Origin of the sequence: Tenacibaculum sp. Bg11-29, from assembly GCF_002836595.1 — a bacterium.
Taxonomy (GTDB): Bacteria; Bacteroidota; Bacteroidia; order Flavobacteriales; family Flavobacteriaceae; genus Polaribacter.
The window spans coordinates 2,764,091-2,780,895 of record NZ_PJBB01000003.1 but is presented as its reverse complement, the minus strand read 5'-3'; the positions used below and the strand labels follow the sequence as shown (position 1 = coordinate 2,780,895).

Genomic DNA, 16,805 nt, shown 5'->3' with positions numbered 1-16,805 from the left:
GGGTTAACAAAAATGTGAATAAAATTCAGTATAAAAAAATCAAATCACTATTGGTTTTTAATTATTATTTACGTAATGTTATTTCTAAATATAATGTAGTATGCTTTTTATAAAAAAGCACAACCATCACCTTGTTTTATATAGTTAAAAAAACTAAACAAGTGCTTTATTCTCAGTAAAACATGATAGAATAACAAAGACCACATAAAAGTAACTTATTATATAACTGAATATTACACATCAAAATATAAACAAAATAATGCAACATTACAAGTAACTTCATTTTTATTTAATGAAATAAAAAATTCCTTATATAATATACAAAACAATCTTTATAATTCACTAAAAAACACCTTCTATTAAATTTTCTTTTAAGCATAAAACAAATAAATATATCAACCAATTATTTACACAGATAACACATTTTAATGTTTATAAGTTCATTACTAAAAAAAAATAATAGGTTACCTTAAATTATATCTATAGAAAAACTAAATTTACAAAATAACTAAATCACTGAAATTTAATGAAAATATATACAAAAACTGGTGATAAAGGAACTACGGCTCTTTTTGGAGGTACACGAGTACCTAAACACCATTTACGAATAGAAAGCTACGGCACAGTAGATGAATTAAATTCATATATTGGATTAGTAAGAGATCTTAACACTGAAGATTTCTTAAAATCAAACCTTTCAAAAATTCAAAGTGATTTATTTATATTGGGAGCTATGCTTGCAACTCCTCCTGAAAAGGAAACTTTAAAAAATGGTAAAGAAAGATTGAATATTCATAAAATAACAGACACTTCTATTCAATTTTTAGAAGACGAGATTGATTTAATGAATAAAAGCTTACCTCAAATGACTCATTTTATTTTACCTGGAGGTCATCAAGCCGTGTCATTTTGTCACATAGCTCGTTGCGTCTGTCGTAGAGCTGAACGTTTATCAGTAGCTTTAAATGAAGAAGAACATGTTAATAGTGTTGTTTTAATGTATTTAAACCGCCTTTCTGACTATCTTTTTGTACTGGCACGAAAATTGACCCAAGACTTAAAAGCAGAGGAGGTTAAATGGATTCCTGAAAAACTGTAACATTAAGTTCTTTTTTTTATTGACTCAACATTTTTAAAAAAAAACTTGCTTTTTTAAAAAAAAAAATTATTTTTGCGAAAATCTTATTTAAACAGATAAAGAAATGTATTGGACACTTGAACTAGCATCATATTTAGCAGATGCACCTTGGCCTGCAACTAAAGACGAACTAATCGATTACGCTATTCGTACAGGTGCACCCTTAGAAGTGGTTGAAAATTTACAAGATATTGAAGATGAAGGAGACTCATACGATTCGATAATCGAAATTTGGCCAGACTATCCGACCGAAGAAGATTATCTTTGGAACGAAGACGAATATTAAACAAACACATAAAAAAGTCTCTCTTTAGAGGCTTTTTTTTTGCTTACTTTTAAGCACTAAAACTATATATAATAATGTTGATTAGTTAAAACTAACCAACTATAAAATAACACACTAAAAATGAGCGTTTTAAACTCGATTATAAAACTTTTTGTTGGAGACAAACAACAAAAAGACCTAAAATCTCTACAACCTATTATTGATAAAGTGCGATCTTTTGAAAATTCATTAAGTAGTTTATCTAATGATGAGTTACGAGCTAAAACAATCGAATTTAAATCAAAAATTAAAGAGGCTACAAAAATATTTATCGATAAAATAGCTGTATTAGAAGAAGAAGTATTAACTGCAGATATTGATAGACAAGAAGATGCTTATGCTGAAATAGATGGTTTAAAAGATGAAGCTTATAAAGCTTCTGAAGCTATTTTATTAGATATTATGGGTGAAGCTTTTGCTGTAGTTAAAGAAACTGCCAAACGTTTTACAAAAGAAGATAAATTAGAAGTTACTGCAACCTCTTTTGATAGAGAGTTATCTGCGACAAGAGAACATATTACTTTAGATAACGACAAAGCATATTGGGATAGCTCATGGGATGCTGCAGGTAAAGAAGTAACTTGGGATATGATACACTATGATGTACAGTTAATCGGTGGATCTGTTTTACATAATGGTAAAATTGCCGAAATGATGACAGGTGAAGGTAAAACCTTAGTATCTACCCTACCTGTATTCTTAAACGCTTTAACAGGTAACGGTGTACATGTTGTAACTGTAAATGATTACCTTGCAAAACGTGACCGTGCATGGATGGCTCCCGTTTTTGAATTTCATGGTTTAAGTACAGATTGTATTGACTTTCATCAACCAAATTCAGAAGAACGTAGAAAAGCATATAATGCAGATATTACTTACGGTACAAATAACGAATTTGGTTTTGATTATTTACGTGATAATATGGCTAGTTCTAAAGAGGATTTAGTTCAAAGAGCACCTAACTATGCAATTATTGATGAAGTAGATTCTGTTTTAATTGATGATGCTCGTACTCCTTTAATAATTTCAGGTCCAGTACCACAGGGAGATCGTCATGAATTTAACGAATTAAAACCTTTAGTTGCTGATTTAGTATCTCTTCAAAGTAAATATTTAGTAGGAATTTTAGCAGAGGCTAAAGCTTTATTAAAAGAAGGAAATTCTAAAGATGGTGGATTCTTATTGTTAAGAGTTTATCGTGGACTTCCAAAAAACAAAGCTTTAATTAAGTTTTTATCTCAAGAAGGAATAAAACAAATTCTTCAAAAGACCGAAAACTTTTACATGCAAGACAATAATAAGTTGATGCCTGAGGTTGATGCTGAATTATGGTTTACTGTTGAAGAAAAAAATAATCAAATTGATTTAAGCGATAAAGGTATTGCTCATTTATCTGAAAAAACAGCAAACGACACTTTCTTCGTTTTACCAGATATTAGTGTTATTGTAGGTCAAATTGATAGTAGTGAAGATAGCTCTGAAGATAAAGCAAGTCAGAAAGAAGAATTATATCGTGATTTTAGTATAAAAAGCGAACGCATTCATACAATGAATCAACTTTTAAAAGCATACACTGTTTTTGAAAAAGACGTTGAGTATGTTGTAATGGATAATAAAGTAATGATTGTTGATGAGCAAACAGGTCGTATTATGGACGGTCGTCGTTACTCTGACGGATTACACCAAGCTATTGAAGCAAAAGAAGATGTAAAGATTGAAGATGCAACACAAACATTTGCAACAGTTACTTTACAAAACTACTTTAGAATGTATCGCAAGTTATCTGGTATGACAGGTACTGCAATTACTGAATCTGGTGAATTCTGGGAAATTTACAAATTAGATGTTGTTGAAATTCCTACAAACAGACCAATACAAAGAGATGATAAAGAAGATTTAGTTTATAAAACTACTCGTGAAAAATACAACGCAGTTATTGATGATGTTGTTGTATTATCTAACCAAGGACGTCCGGTTCTTATTGGAACAACTTCTGTAGAAATCTCTGAATTATTAGGAAGAATGCTACAAATGCGTAAGATTCCTCATAATATTTTAAATGCAAAATTACACAAACGTGAAGCTGATGTTGTTGCTGAAGCAGGTAATGCTGGAATAGTAACAATTGCAACAAATATGGCTGGTCGTGGTACCGATATTAAATTATCAGACGAAGTAAAAACTTCTGGTGGTTTAGCAATCGTAGGTACTGAGCGTCATGATTCTCGTCGTGTAGACCGCCAGTTACGTGGTCGTGCAGGTCGTCAAGGAGATGTTGGTTCAACTCAATTCTATGTAGCTTTAGACGATAACTTAATGCGTTTATTTGGATCTGAAAGGATTGCAAAAATGATGGACAGAATGGGATTAAAAGAGGGAGAAGTAATTCAACACTCTATGATTTCTAAATCTATTGAAAGAGCACAAAAGAAAGTTGAAGAAAATAACTTTGGTATTCGTAAACGTTTATTAGAGTACGATGATATTATGAACGCTCAACGTGAGTTTGTTTACAAACGTCGTCGCCATGCTTTAGATGGTAAGCGCTTACAAGTTGATATTGCAAATATGATTTATGATACTTGTGTTTCAATTGTAAAGCAAAATAAAATGAATAGCAATTATCAGAACTTTGAGTTTGAATTAATTCGTTTTTCATCAATGACTTCTCCTTTCTCAGAAGAAGAGTTTAATAAATTAACAGAAGAAGAATTAACAGATAAATTATATGTAATTGTTTCTGATCATTATAAAAATGATACTGAAAGACACGCTGATAGTGCTTTTCCTGTAATTAAAAATGTTTATGAAAATGAAGGAGATCGTTACGAACGTATCGTAGTTCCTTTTACTGATGGTGTTAAAACTCTTCAGGTTGTTACCAATTTAAAAGAAGCTTACGAATCTGAAGGAAAATCTTTAGTTAACGATTTTGAAAAGAACATTACGTTATCTATTATAGATGAGAACTGGAAAGATCATTTACGTAAAATGGATGAGTTAAAACAAACTGTTCAGAACGCAACATATGAACAGAAAGATCCACTATTAGTTTATAAATTTGAAGCTTTTGAATTATTTCAAGAAACAGTTGATAAAGTAAATAAAGAAGTTTTATCTTTCTTATTTAAAGGTCAATTACCAAGTCAAGATGCCTCACAAGTATCAGAAGCTGTTGAACAAAAAAGAGAACAATTAGATACTCGTAAAGATGAAGTTCAAAATTCATCTGAACAAGCAATGAGTAGAGCTCGTAATAGCCAAACACAAGAACAACAAGTTATTGAAACAGTTGTTCGTGAACAACCAAAAATTGGACGTAACGAAAAAGTTACTATTAAGAACGTTATGTCTGGTGAAGAAAAAGAAGTTAAATATAAACAAGCTATCCCTTTACTAGAAAAAGGTACTTGGGTCTTATATAACAAATAAGTATTTCTTTACAAGAATAAATAAAAAAGCTCGGTTTTAACCGAGCTTTTTACATTAAAAAAACATTCACCTCACAATTTAATAAAACACGACATAACAACACTTTACAATTTATTTAATTTTAAAACACATTAGAAAAGTATTTTTACTAAGATTATTTAGCATACTTTAAAATGAAAAAAAGAAAATTAGATATTGCTGTTATTTCTGATGTGCATTTAGGTACTTATGGGTGTAGGGCTACCGAATTACATAATTATTTAAAATCTATAAATCCCAAAATATTAATCTTAAATGGAGACATCATTGATATTTGGCAGTTTAAAAAAAGATACTTTCCTAAACCACACATGAAGATTATAAAACAGCTAATGTCTTATATTACTTCTGGTACAAAAGTATATTACATTACTGGAAATCATGATGAAATGCTACGGAAATTTAAAGGATTTCGTCTTGGTAGTTTTGAAATTGTAAACAAATTAGTTCTTGATATTGACGGTAAGAAAGGTTGGTTTTTTCATGGTGATGTTTTTGATGTAACGATGCAACACTCTAAATGGTTAGCAAAACTTGGTAGTATTGGGTATGATACTTTAATTATTATAAATACAGCCGTAAACTGGACAAGTAATAAACTTGGTTACGGAAAATTATCTTTTTCTAAAAAAATAAAAAACAGTGTTAAAAGTGCTGTGAAATTCATTAATAATTTTGAAAAAATAGTTTCAGAAATAGCGATATCAAAAAAATATGATTATGTGGTTTGCGGACACATACATCATCCCGAAATAAAATCAATCCAAAATAAAAACGGAGGTACTACCTATTTAAACTCTGGAGATTGGATTGAGAACTTAACCTCTTTAGAATATCATAACAAATCTTGGTCGCTGTATGAATATGAAAAAGATGAAATTGCTAAGAATATTTATAAAAATACAAACGCTAATGATCCTGATTTTATGAATACTGAAAGTAGTAACCATAAAATTTTTGAAGAACTTTTAAAAGAATTTAATATTAATTAAAAACACATGAAAATTTTATATGCTTTTCAAGGTACGGGAAACGGGCACGCAAGTAGAGCAATCGAAATAATACCTTATTTACAGCAAAAAGGAGATGTTGATGTGTTAATTAGTGGTTATCAATGTGATTTAGATCTTCCTTTTAACGTAAAATATAAATATTATGGATTAAGTTTCATTTTTGGAAAAAAAGGCGGTATTTCTTTTTGGAAGACAATAAAAAAAATGAAACTTAAAAATTTATTAAAAGAAATAAAATCTGTCCCCTTAGAAAAATACGATCTAATTATCAATGATTTCGAACCTGTTACAGCTTGGGCATCTAAATTTAAACGTAGTCAAATAATATCTTTGAGTCATCAAAATGCTGTTTTAGACGCGAATGCTCCTAAACAAGGAATCTACAGAATAGAACGATTGATTTTAAAATATTATGCTCCTGTAAAAATAAAATTTGGTTTCCATTTTAATATATATTCATCTAGTACTTTTACTCCAATCATCCGTAAAGAAATAAGGTATAGTAATATTACAAATAAGAAGCATTATACCGTTTACCTTCCTTCATATAGTGATAAAAAAATTATTAAGATACTTTCTAAAATTAAAAACACAAAATGGGAGGTTTTTTCAAAAAACACAAAAGAATACATTTTCAAAAACAATGTTATAATAAAACCAATCAATGGTCCCAATTTTATTAAAAGTATTTGTTCTAGTGAAGGTGTTATATGTGGTGCTGGTTTTGAAACACCCGCGGAAGCATTGTATCTACAAAAAAAATTATTGGTTATACCTATGAGAAACCAATATGAACAACAATGTAATGCATTGTCTTTAAAACAAATGGGAATACCTGTTTTAAAAAAATTTAATAAAAGACAAGTTATAAAAATTTCATCATGGGTAAACGCTAAACAATCGATAAAAGTTAATTATCCCGATATTACTAAAGATATATTAAATACAGTTATGATACCATACTATAAGCAAATCCATATACCTATTACTACCATTGTATGATTTTTTTATTTTTTGCATTTAAGAAAGTATTTGTTTTAGAAAAATGCTTAGAATTAAACCACCCTCTCCACGCTCCTAAAGGAGACGGATGTGGAGCTGTAAATACAGTATGTTTTTTACGATCTATAATGCTACCTTTATTTTCTGCAAATTTTCCCCAGAGTAAAAAAACTACACCTTCTTTATCATCTGATATCTTTTTTATAACCTCATCTGTAAATTGTTCCCAACCTTGTTTCTGGTGACTTCCTGCCTCCCCTTCTCTAACGGTTAAAGTTGCATTTAATAATAAAACTCCTTGTTTTGCCCAACGAGATAAATCTCCTGAAATAGGATACGGTATTTCTAAATCCGTTTCAATTTCTTTAAAAATATTTTTTAATGACGGAGGATGCTTAATCTTATCATGAACAGAAAAACAGAGTCCGTTTGCTTGCCCGATACCATGATATGGATCTTGACCAATAATTACTACTTTTAAATCATTAAAAGAACAATAATTAAACGCCGCAAAAATAGCTTCTTCCTTCGGATAACATTTGTTACTATTGTATTCATCTTTTATGAAACTTTGTAATTTCTTAAAATATGTTTTCTCAAATTCTAAGTCTAAAACATGTTTCCATGCATCTGAAATTTCTACCAGCATTGTACTATGATCTATTTTATATGTAATCAAATATACAATATCAAATTTATTTTATGAAAAAGAACATTCCTTACATCAAACAAGTAGTTCGTTAAATGCTCTCTTACCTGTTTGGTATTACCAGTTAGTTTTGTTCAAAAAAATAATTATGCTTAAAACAAAACAAAGAACCTACTTAATTCAATTAATAATCAGTTTATTTATTTTAATCAGTTGCAGTAATAACGATACGATTACCCCTACATTAAATACTGATGAATATTTCAAATACACTTTAAACAGTGGTACTGAAAGAGTTTTTGATGGTAATATAACAGCATACCATGTACTAAACCCAAGTCCCAATTACCAACGCTTTTACTTTAGAGCTTCTGCAAATACATCAAACGGAGGTAGTATTTTTGTTGATGGTGATTTTATATTCCCTAATTATACTTCTTTTATTACCACAAACTTGGTTCCATGGGGATCCTCGCCTATTTTACCCATTACCAATCAATTTTACTTTTCAGAACTTCTTTCTGATGATGGTTTTAAATTTTTACCACATTTTTCATATAGTTCTAGCCCTATAAACTGTACCATCATATCACATGCAACAAACGTTGGAGAATATTTGGAGTTTACATTTACAGGAAGTTATACTCATATTACAGATGCTAGCATTACAGGTACAATAACAGGTTCTGCTAGAATGAAAAGAGGAAATGATAGATAAAACAATAAATTATGTATCCAAAACTATTCGAGATTCAAAATACAACTATTTATACTTATGCTATTTGTATTGTATTCGGTACACTATTGGCTGTACTATACACTAAATGGCAGGCTAAAAAAAGACTAGAAACATACCTACCTAATTCATTTTTTTATATTGTATTTATAATCGGTTTTATTGGTGGCAAGTTGTTTTTGTTTTTTGAAAAGCCTTTATCCTATATACAAAACCCACAAAGTATACTTTCCGTTTTTTCTGGAGGTTTTGTTTTCTATGGTTCCTTTATATGCATTACAATAACAATTATTTTGTACCTAAAAAAACATAAAGTTCCTGTTTTGCCAATGTTAGATATCTTAGCTATTACTACAACAATTGTTCACTCTATTGGACGCATTGGTTGTTTTTTTGCAGGATGCTGTCATGGAAAAGAAACAAATTCTGTATTTGGAATTACTTTTCCCAATACAAAATCAATTGCAGTTCATCCTACACAACTTTATGAAGTTTTTTCTATTCTAATTATTATGGTTTTGCTTTTTATTATCAAACAAAAGAAAAAATTTAATGGTCAGATATTTATGTCTTATGTTGTTTTATATGCCATCACCAGAAGTTTTTTAGAATTTTTTAGAGGGGATAAAAGAGGATTCATAATTGAAAATATACTATCGCATTCACAATTTATAGCCTTCTCTCTATTATTACTTATGGCTTTTTTCTATTTAAAATTAAAAAAAACAATAACTATTTAATACTATAACTATGAAAAAAACACTTTTTTATTTAATAGCAAGCATCCTTTTTACAACATTTTATAACTGTGATAATGATAACGGAAATGCTCCAAATGAAACCCAATGTAATTACGAAGGGCTTACATATTCTTTAGACTCCAATAATAGTACACAAACAGTAATTCCCGAAGTAGACTTAACCACAGAGCTGTTTCCCAATAATGGAGGAACTGGAATTGCTGCTGTAGAAATATATGGAGGAACTCCATTTGTTGTATTTACAACAAATGCTGTTACCCTCGGAGCTACTGAAAATATAAATATTTTAATAGATGGTACTCCTTACCCAGCAACAGTTACCTGCCAACGTGCAGGAATAGCTGTCGGTGATGAATTTAGATACGATATAACATCTAACAGTCTTGAAGCTGAATATTGCGTAATAATTGATGCCGTAACTCCTTAATAAATTATTCTCATTCAAATTAAAATTATGAAAAAATTAATATTACAAATTTTTATTCCACTGGTCTTAATTTCAATAGCAATCTTGATTACAGGTTCTGGATGCTCTGGACATCCTGACCCTGATGAAGCTAGATGGTATATAGACGTCGATGGGGATAGTTTTGGTAAAGACGGTCTTCCTGTATACGCAATACAACAACCAGTTGGTTATGTTGATAATTTTCTAGATTGCGATGACGACGATGCTAATGCCCATCCAAACGGTACAGAAATCACAGATAATTTAATAGATGAAGATTGCAACGGAAAGTTTTCTTACACTTTTTATAGCGATAAAGATGGTGATGGATTTGGAAGCCCTGATCCTATAATCATAGAAATTAACAATCATACCACAGCTCCTAATAATTATTCTTGGTTTGCTGGTGACTGCAATGATAATGATGTTGAAGTTCATCCAAAGGCAGACGAAATTGCAAATAATGGAATTGATGATAATTGTGATGGAGAAACAGACACTGTTGAGCGCTATATCGATGCTGACGGTGATGGGTATGGTTCACAAAATGCATCAGCTGCTCAAGGAGTATTTAATAATTTAGATTGTGATGATACAGATAGTGCGATTCATCCATACATAAGAGAAATACCAAATGATGGAAAAGATAGCAATTGTGATGGAAATGATAATACATAAAAACATTATGAACCTATTAAAATACTTAACAATAATAACTACCTTCTTTTTTTTTAGTTGTAGTAGTGGAAATACTCAAGGAGGTATTCCAATAACCCCATGTGATGTTGAAGAGCAAGGAGTGTCAATGAGCCAAGGTAATGGAAATTTACAATACACTTTTAATTATTTTTATGATGACGCCAAAACAATTGTACAATATGTTACAGGGCATCCACAGGGAGATTATTATCATATATATAGTACACAATCTTCTCCTTTTCTGGATTTTTACACCTTTGCTATAAATGCAGGTGACACTTCTACCTTCGATCAATCATGGAATACCACTGCTGGTAGTTATTATGCCGTTGATGGAACTCCATTTCCTCAACACAACACTATTGTATTAAATACAATAACTGGAGGTACTCAAGTAGGTGATGCTATTAAAATAACATACAATGGAGGGTTTTCTTACCTACCAAGTATTGCGCTTACCCCTGTTCAAGGTGATTTTTGTGTAACAATTGACGAAGTAATAAATTTAGCAGAATATGTATATATTACAGACGGTACTAATCTAAAAGTTATTAATGCTTCTAACCCGTTAGCACCAAGCTTAACACACACTATTCCTGCACCAACCTCTTATTATGTAAATACTTTTAATAGTGTTGCCTATGTTGGTTATTTTGATGCTATCGAACCTTTTGTCAGTTTTGTAAATATATCTAACCCTCCTACTTCAAATATTTTTGGTTCAATAGCTAAAGGAGGTAATTACGGTAGGTTAACCGATGTAGTACAAGTTGATAATCTCACCTATATTTCTGACGAACATAAGGGCTTTCATAAACTACATATAGCTAATACAGATTATGCCAGAGTAGATATACACGATGTAATGAGTATGGTAAAAAAAGGCAATAGTTTAGCCATAATAGATTTTTCTGTTGGTTTACGTAAAATTGATGTTACCAATGCAAACACTCCTGTTATTACAAATACTTTTAATTTAACTGATGTTGATATTGCCTCTTACCCTCATACATCAGGTAGTTATCATAGTTGGACGAGAACTGATGGAACTGATTTTTATATTGCCAATATAAACGACAAAAAGTTTAAAAAATTCAAAGAAACAAACTTTGGTTATAACCTTATTAATGAAGTAAATATTAACGGATACGTTACTGCACTTACCATAGAAGGAAACTATGCATATATTACGACTAAAGCTAGTTCCCTAGCACCTCTACAAACAAGTTTTGATGGTGTTACAATGGTTAACCTCGCAACGATGACAGTAATAGATAGTAAACCTTTAAATGCTGCCAGCGGTGTCGTAATTAAAGCAAATTACGCTTATGTAACCGATGCAAACGGACTTCATATTTACGATATAAGTAGTTCCAATTTAAATTTAGTACAAACCTATAGTAATGGGTTTGGAAACTATATTTCTTTATAAAAATAAAAACCTTGATAATGAAAACAGCAAAAAAAATTATAGTATTACTAACACTTATATTATCTATTACTAGTTGCGATAATAACGATGATATTGCAACGCCTACAAATATTTTTACAGTAGGAACACAAACCTATGAAACCACAAATTGTTATATTGAATTTGATTCTGATGCTCCTGTAGACCATTTAAATATATTTTTATTAGATGGAAGAATGTATGATAATGATTTAAACGTGAATGGTTCATCTGGCGATTATCTATTTAGTTTAAATACTTCTAATTTCGTGTTTTTACAATTAGATTTCGGTAGTAATTCTTCCTTAATAAATAACGGGCCTGTTGCAGGAAACACATACATTGTTTCTAGTACAGACAGTACTATTGGTCATAATTTATCAATTGATCCACTTACTCCTAACTTTAATACAAATGGAAGTGATTTTGGAATGGGAAATGAAAATACAGGTACATTTCACTCTCCAGGAACAGGTGCACTTACAGTTACTTTAAATAACTACACTTTTAATAGCAACACAAATACTGGCACAATAGATCTAGATTATAGTTTCATGAATCAAAACGGAATGGTAATTACAGGCCATTATGATGGAAACTTAGGTATTATTTTAGATTAAAATTTTATAGGAGTTAACCGAAAATCCATAACAGAGTAGGTACTTTAAAACAGAATACTATGAAATATTTCAAACTATTTATTTTATGCTTTATCTTTATGGGTACAAGCTTAACAGCTCAGAATGCAAAAAAAAGACAGTCAATTAAAAAAGCGACTAAACAATTGTCAAATACTAGCAACCATAAAATTGAACAATTTGGATGTATCTCTCCAAAATTAAAAAAAGTCACTTTACTTTGTAAAAGAAGAACTGGTTTTAATAATTCTAGTCAAACATCTTTAATTTCATTACAAAAATGTACAAAAGAAGACTTAATTTTAAAAATTGACAATACCCCTTCAAACCCTCTACTTGCATTACAAGAATGGACTAAATTTTCAATTACAATATCTAGAAAAGTATCTCCTAGCCACTGGGAAGGTGTAACATCAAGTTTTATTAATATGAGTCCTGTTGTAAATAACGTTAATATTAATGTTGCAAATATAAGTTTATACACTACTTTATATAGTCCTGTTACAAATAACAATCTTTTATATTTTAACTTATATAATGACCCTATTCTTAAAACATTTCTTGATTCATTTTTCTCTAGTAATTATGACAACGATTTGAGAATTTCAGTTAAAGCATATCATAACAATATTGAAAAGTGCGCCAAAATAATGGAAGTATCTCCTTTTTATTTATATCAGATTTCAAATAAATATAAGCAAGGTGGACTTTTAGAGTATTCAAAAGAAGCTAAAGAAAAGTTTTAACTTTTAGTTCTTTTTTAAGTTTACTAGAGTTGTTTCTACTATTTCTTATAATGGGATAAGTAAGCTAATTTTAATATACTTTCAAAACCATTACTTTTGTCATAAACACTTAATAAAGTATCCTTGAAACAAAAAAAAATCCATATCACTTTACTATTAATTCTGATATGGAGTTTTTCATTTGCCCAACAATATATCAATTATTCTATAAAAGATGGTTTACCAAGTAACCATGTGTATAGAATAACTCAAGATTACAAAGGTTTTATTTGGATAATTACCGATAAAGGTATTTCTAAATTCGATGGTAAAACATTTAAAAACTTCACTGTAAAAGACGGCTTACCCTCTAATGATATTTGGAGTATAAGAATAACTCCAGATAATAAAATTTGGTACTTCTCTAAAGCAAATAAGTTAGGCTATATTTTAAATGATAAAGTATATGCCTTTTCTTCAAAAAAGAAAAAGGTACTATACCCTAGAGCTATTTTACAAGCAAAAGATTCAATTATTTTTAATGACGGAATTTCCTCTTTTGCTTTAAAAGATAGCATTTGGGAAACAACATTAAACCTTACTCTAAAAAATAAAATTACCCCAACACTAAAAATAATACACCCTATTATTCATTCTACGGGTATTAATAATTCTAGAGACAGCATTTTTTTTTATAAAAAAAATAAAGAAAAAAAACTTTCTACAGATAGTAAAGTACTTAATACGATATCAGAACATGGGCAAATAAACGATAGTTTATATATAAACATTGGAGCACATAATTATTTTATAGAAAATTTTAATAAAGAGGAAGTATATTCATTCTCTTACACATCACAAAATTTACCTCACAACCTTAAATATTTCAGATATCATAATGTAAATAATCAGGTACAATTTACAGGAATGAACTTTATTAGTTATTTAGGTGAAAAAGGAGTATTAAAGAATACAGTATCTATTCCTAAAAACCTAAATGCTCATTTTTCATTTATAGATAATATGGGTAATATCTGGTCGGCAACCTTTAATAAAGGTGTTTTTATGCTTCCTAAAGAAAAACAACAGGTAAAAACGGTAGGAAAAAATAAAAAAGTACAGCGCCTAAAACTCATTAAAGACAACATATATGCAAGCATATATAAAGAAGGTTTTTTTAAAATTATAGATACTTTACAACCTATTATAAAAAACAACGGTTTTCAATATAGCGTTACTCATATAACCTCTTTACAAACTACTTTTTTTTCTTCAGAATATAATATTTTCTCATATAAAAACGACAAAATAACAAAACTAAATACACCACATGAAACACTAGGCAGAAATACTTTTGCTCGTAAAATTATAGCGTTTAATGGTTTTTTATATGGAAACAACTCCTTTGGAATTCGTAAAATAAATAGTAAAAAATTTACAACAGAAAAAGAATACCAACTCAATGGTGCTTCTTCATTTTCAAAAACAACATCACAATTATTTATAGGAAATCAAGCTGGATTGTTTAGACTAAAAAATGACAGCATTGTAAAACTTAACAGCAACAAATTATTTAATAAACCGGTACTAAGTCAAGTGAATTTAAACAACACTTTTACGGTTATAGGTACTGATGGTTTCGGAGCCTATATAACCGATGGAAACACAGCTATCTTTATTAATAAAACAACCGATTTAAGTGTTCAAAATATCTTTATTGATTCTAACAAAAGTATCTGGTTAGCTACACAAAAAGGTATTTACAAAGTCATAAAAAACAAAAAAACATATACTATTTTACATTCCTATTTTGAATCTGATGGGTTACTTTCTAATAATACCAATAGTGTTGTTAAAAAAAATGATTCTCTTTATGTGGCTACAGATTTAGGTATTTCTATTCTAGATTTAAAGCAACGAAGAACAAATCAATTACAAGGTTTATATATAAAATCAATTATAGTAAACACCAAAAATTATATAACCGATAGTATTTCTATTCCTTATAAAAACAATAACTACACAACCGTTTCTTTTGGTGCAATAAATTATGGCAGTCAACAAAACCTAACCTATCAATATAAACTAGAACCAATTCATAATAAATGGATCACTACAAATACTCCTGAAATTAATTTCACCGATTTAAAGCCAAACACCTATCATTTAGAACTAAAAGTTACGAATCATCAAGAAAATGAAATATTAAAAACAGTTGTTATAGTAATTACACCATTATGGTGGCAAACCTTATGGTGTAAAATTGGTCTGTTTTTATTTATATCTTTTGGTATTATCTTATTTAATAGATGGACTAAACAAAGCATAAAAGAAAGTACTCGAAAAAATATTTTAAAAAAACAAAAAGATATTGAGTATCAACTTTATGCATTACGTTCACAAATGAATCCTCATTTTGTATTCAATTCCTTAAATGCAATTCAATATTTCATGACCAAAAATGAAATGGAATTATCTGAAAAATATTTAGTTAAATTTTCAAGATTAATACGAATGTTTTTCGATTATTCAAGAGAAAAGAATATTACTTTAGAGCAAGAAATTTTATTATTAAAAAGTTATTTAGAAATAGAAAAAATGAGATTTGGAGATGATTTTAAATTTAACTTCAATATTGATGAATCTCTAAATTTAGACACCAAAATACCTACAATGTTATTACAACCTATTGTAGAAAATGCTGTAAATCATGGATTATTTCATAAAAACGGAAAAGGGTTTATCGATATTTCTTTAAAAAAATCTCCTTTTAAAAATGAATTTATTATAGCTATAAAAGATAATGGTGTTGGTTTTCTAAAATCTAAAGAAATTCAAAAAAAATCAATTAAAAAACATACTTCAAGATCTACATTAATAATTGCTGATAAAATTAAATTAATAAATGAATCTTTAGAATGGCATATCTCTCAAGAAACTATTGATTTAAAAGGTAAAAACAGCTCTGGAACCTTAGTATTATTAACCTTTAAAAAAATTAAATATGATAGAAGCAATATTAATTGACGATGAATACAAAGCTTTAGAAGGGTTACTATTAAAAATAAAACTATTTTTTCCTGAAATTGAAATAACAAAAACATTCCAAAACCCGCAAGAAGCCATAAAATTTATCAATCTAAATAAACCAGACATTCTTTTTTTAGATATTGAAATGCCTGTTCTTAATGGTTTTGATGTATTGTCCCAAATTGAAAATCCTAATTTTGAAATTATTTTTGTCACAGCATATAATAATTATGCCATAGAAGCTTTTCAGCATTGTGCTATTGGATATATTTTAAAACCAATAGATAATGATGAACTTAAGACTACTATTAATAATGCGATGAAAAATGTTAACCAAAAAAATACCTTACAAAAAAATGAAAAGCTATTAAATAAGTTAATTTCTATTAATTCTAAAGCAAACAAGTTAATTATACCTACTAATAAAGGCTTATTATTTATACCTTATAATGAAATTTTGCATATTGAGGGTTATGAAGGTTACACCAAAATACACACAACTAATACTTCTGAAATTATAAGCTCATACAATATTGGTAAATATGAAAAAATGCTAAATAACAACTTTTATAAGTGTCATAAATCGCACATTATTAATCTACAAAAAATACGTGCTTTTGAAAACGAAGGTTATATTTTATTAGATGATAAAAAAAGAGTTCCTGTTTCTAAAACCAAACGAAAAGAATTTATAGATTTGTTCTCTACTTAAAAACATTT

General features: G+C 29.0%; 15 protein-coding genes. 14 read left to right on the top strand and 1 reads right to left on the bottom strand.

Features of this window, described 5'->3' with window-relative positions; all coding sequences use genetic code 11:
* Positions 1-526 precede the first annotated feature (526 nt).
* The 5 genes from CXF68_RS12645 (at position 527) to CXF68_RS12625 (ending at position 6,949) form a co-directional block, all read left to right on the top strand.
* The gene (locus tag CXF68_RS12645) at positions 527-1,099 is read left to right on the top strand and encodes a cob(I)yrinic acid a,c-diamide adenosyltransferase (protein WP_101045207.1); all 573 of its coding nucleotides are present in this window, start codon (positions 527-529) and stop codon (positions 1,097-1,099) included.
* A 103-nt stretch (positions 1,100-1,202) separates the two neighbouring features.
* Positions 1,203-1,424 carry a DUF2795 domain-containing protein gene (locus CXF68_RS12640; protein WP_028889331.1) on the top strand — a complete coding sequence of 74 codons (222 nt, stop codon included), beginning with the start codon at positions 1,203-1,205 and terminating at the stop codon, positions 1,422-1,424.
* 120 nt (positions 1,425-1,544) lie between these two features.
* Positions 1,545-4,895: a preprotein translocase subunit SecA gene (gene secA / locus CXF68_RS12635; protein WP_101045206.1), complete on the top strand. Its 3,351-nt coding sequence runs from the start codon at positions 1,545-1,547 to the stop codon at positions 4,893-4,895.
* Between the two features lie 173 nt (positions 4,896-5,068).
* The gene (locus tag CXF68_RS12630) at positions 5,069-5,926 is read left to right on the top strand and encodes a UDP-2,3-diacylglucosamine diphosphatase (protein ID WP_101045205.1); all 858 of its coding nucleotides are present in this window, start codon (positions 5,069-5,071) and stop codon (positions 5,924-5,926) included.
* Between the two features lie 6 nt (positions 5,927-5,932).
* A complete protein-coding gene (locus tag CXF68_RS12625; protein ID WP_101045204.1) occupies positions 5,933-6,949 on the top strand; it encodes a glycosyltransferase family protein in 1,017 nt (338 codons plus the stop codon).
* Here the strand turns inward: CXF68_RS12625 and CXF68_RS12620 are convergent.
* A complete protein-coding gene (locus tag CXF68_RS12620; RefSeq protein ID WP_101045203.1) occupies positions 6,936-7,598 on the bottom strand; it encodes a uracil-DNA glycosylase in 663 nt (220 codons plus the stop codon). The two genes, CXF68_RS12625 and CXF68_RS12620, sit on opposite strands and share 14 nt — an antisense overlap.
* Positions 7,599-7,746: 148 nt before the next feature.
* On the opposite strand from CXF68_RS12620, the gene CXF68_RS12615 reads away from it, so the two are divergent.
* The 9 genes from CXF68_RS12615 (at position 7,747) to CXF68_RS12575 (ending at position 16,797) form a co-directional block, all read left to right on the top strand.
* Positions 7,747-8,316, top strand: coding sequence for a hypothetical protein (locus CXF68_RS12615; protein ID WP_101045202.1), 570 nt, complete (start codon positions 7,747-7,749; stop codon positions 8,314-8,316).
* Positions 8,317-8,327: 11 nt separating this feature from the next.
* Complete coding sequence (locus CXF68_RS12610) at positions 8,328-9,074, top strand: prolipoprotein diacylglyceryl transferase (RefSeq protein WP_101045201.1); 747 nt, start codon at positions 8,328-8,330, stop codon at positions 9,072-9,074.
* A 10-nt stretch (positions 9,075-9,084) separates the two neighbouring features.
* Complete coding sequence (locus tag CXF68_RS12605; RefSeq protein WP_101045199.1) at positions 9,085-9,522, top strand: hypothetical protein; 438 nt, start codon at positions 9,085-9,087, stop codon at positions 9,520-9,522.
* Between the two features lie 27 nt (positions 9,523-9,549).
* Positions 9,550-10,221: a putative metal-binding motif-containing protein gene (locus CXF68_RS12600; protein ID WP_101045198.1), complete on the top strand. Its 672-nt coding sequence runs from the start codon at positions 9,550-9,552 to the stop codon at positions 10,219-10,221.
* Complete coding sequence (locus CXF68_RS12595; protein ID WP_198553814.1) at positions 10,181-11,674, top strand: hypothetical protein; 1,494 nt, start codon at positions 10,181-10,183, stop codon at positions 11,672-11,674. Before CXF68_RS12600 ends, CXF68_RS12595 begins: the two co-directional genes overlap by 41 nt.
* Positions 11,675-11,691: 17 nt before the next feature.
* The gene (locus tag CXF68_RS12590) at positions 11,692-12,312 is read left to right on the top strand and encodes a hypothetical protein (RefSeq protein WP_101045196.1); all 621 of its coding nucleotides are present in this window, start codon (positions 11,692-11,694) and stop codon (positions 12,310-12,312) included.
* Positions 12,313-12,371: 59 nt separating this feature from the next.
* Positions 12,372-13,076, top strand: a complete 705-nt coding sequence (locus CXF68_RS12585) for a hypothetical protein (protein ID WP_157821929.1) — start codon at positions 12,372-12,374, stop codon at positions 13,074-13,076.
* Positions 13,077-13,199: 123 nt separating this feature from the next.
* On the top strand, positions 13,200-16,082 hold the full coding sequence (locus CXF68_RS12580; RefSeq protein ID WP_101045194.1) for a histidine kinase: 2,883 nt from the start codon (positions 13,200-13,202) through the stop codon (positions 16,080-16,082).
* The gene (locus tag CXF68_RS12575; protein ID WP_101045193.1) at positions 16,060-16,797 is read left to right on the top strand and encodes a LytTR family DNA-binding domain-containing protein; all 738 of its coding nucleotides are present in this window, start codon (positions 16,060-16,062) and stop codon (positions 16,795-16,797) included. Before CXF68_RS12580 ends, CXF68_RS12575 begins: the two co-directional genes overlap by 23 nt.
* Positions 16,798-16,805: the final 8 nt, after the last annotated feature.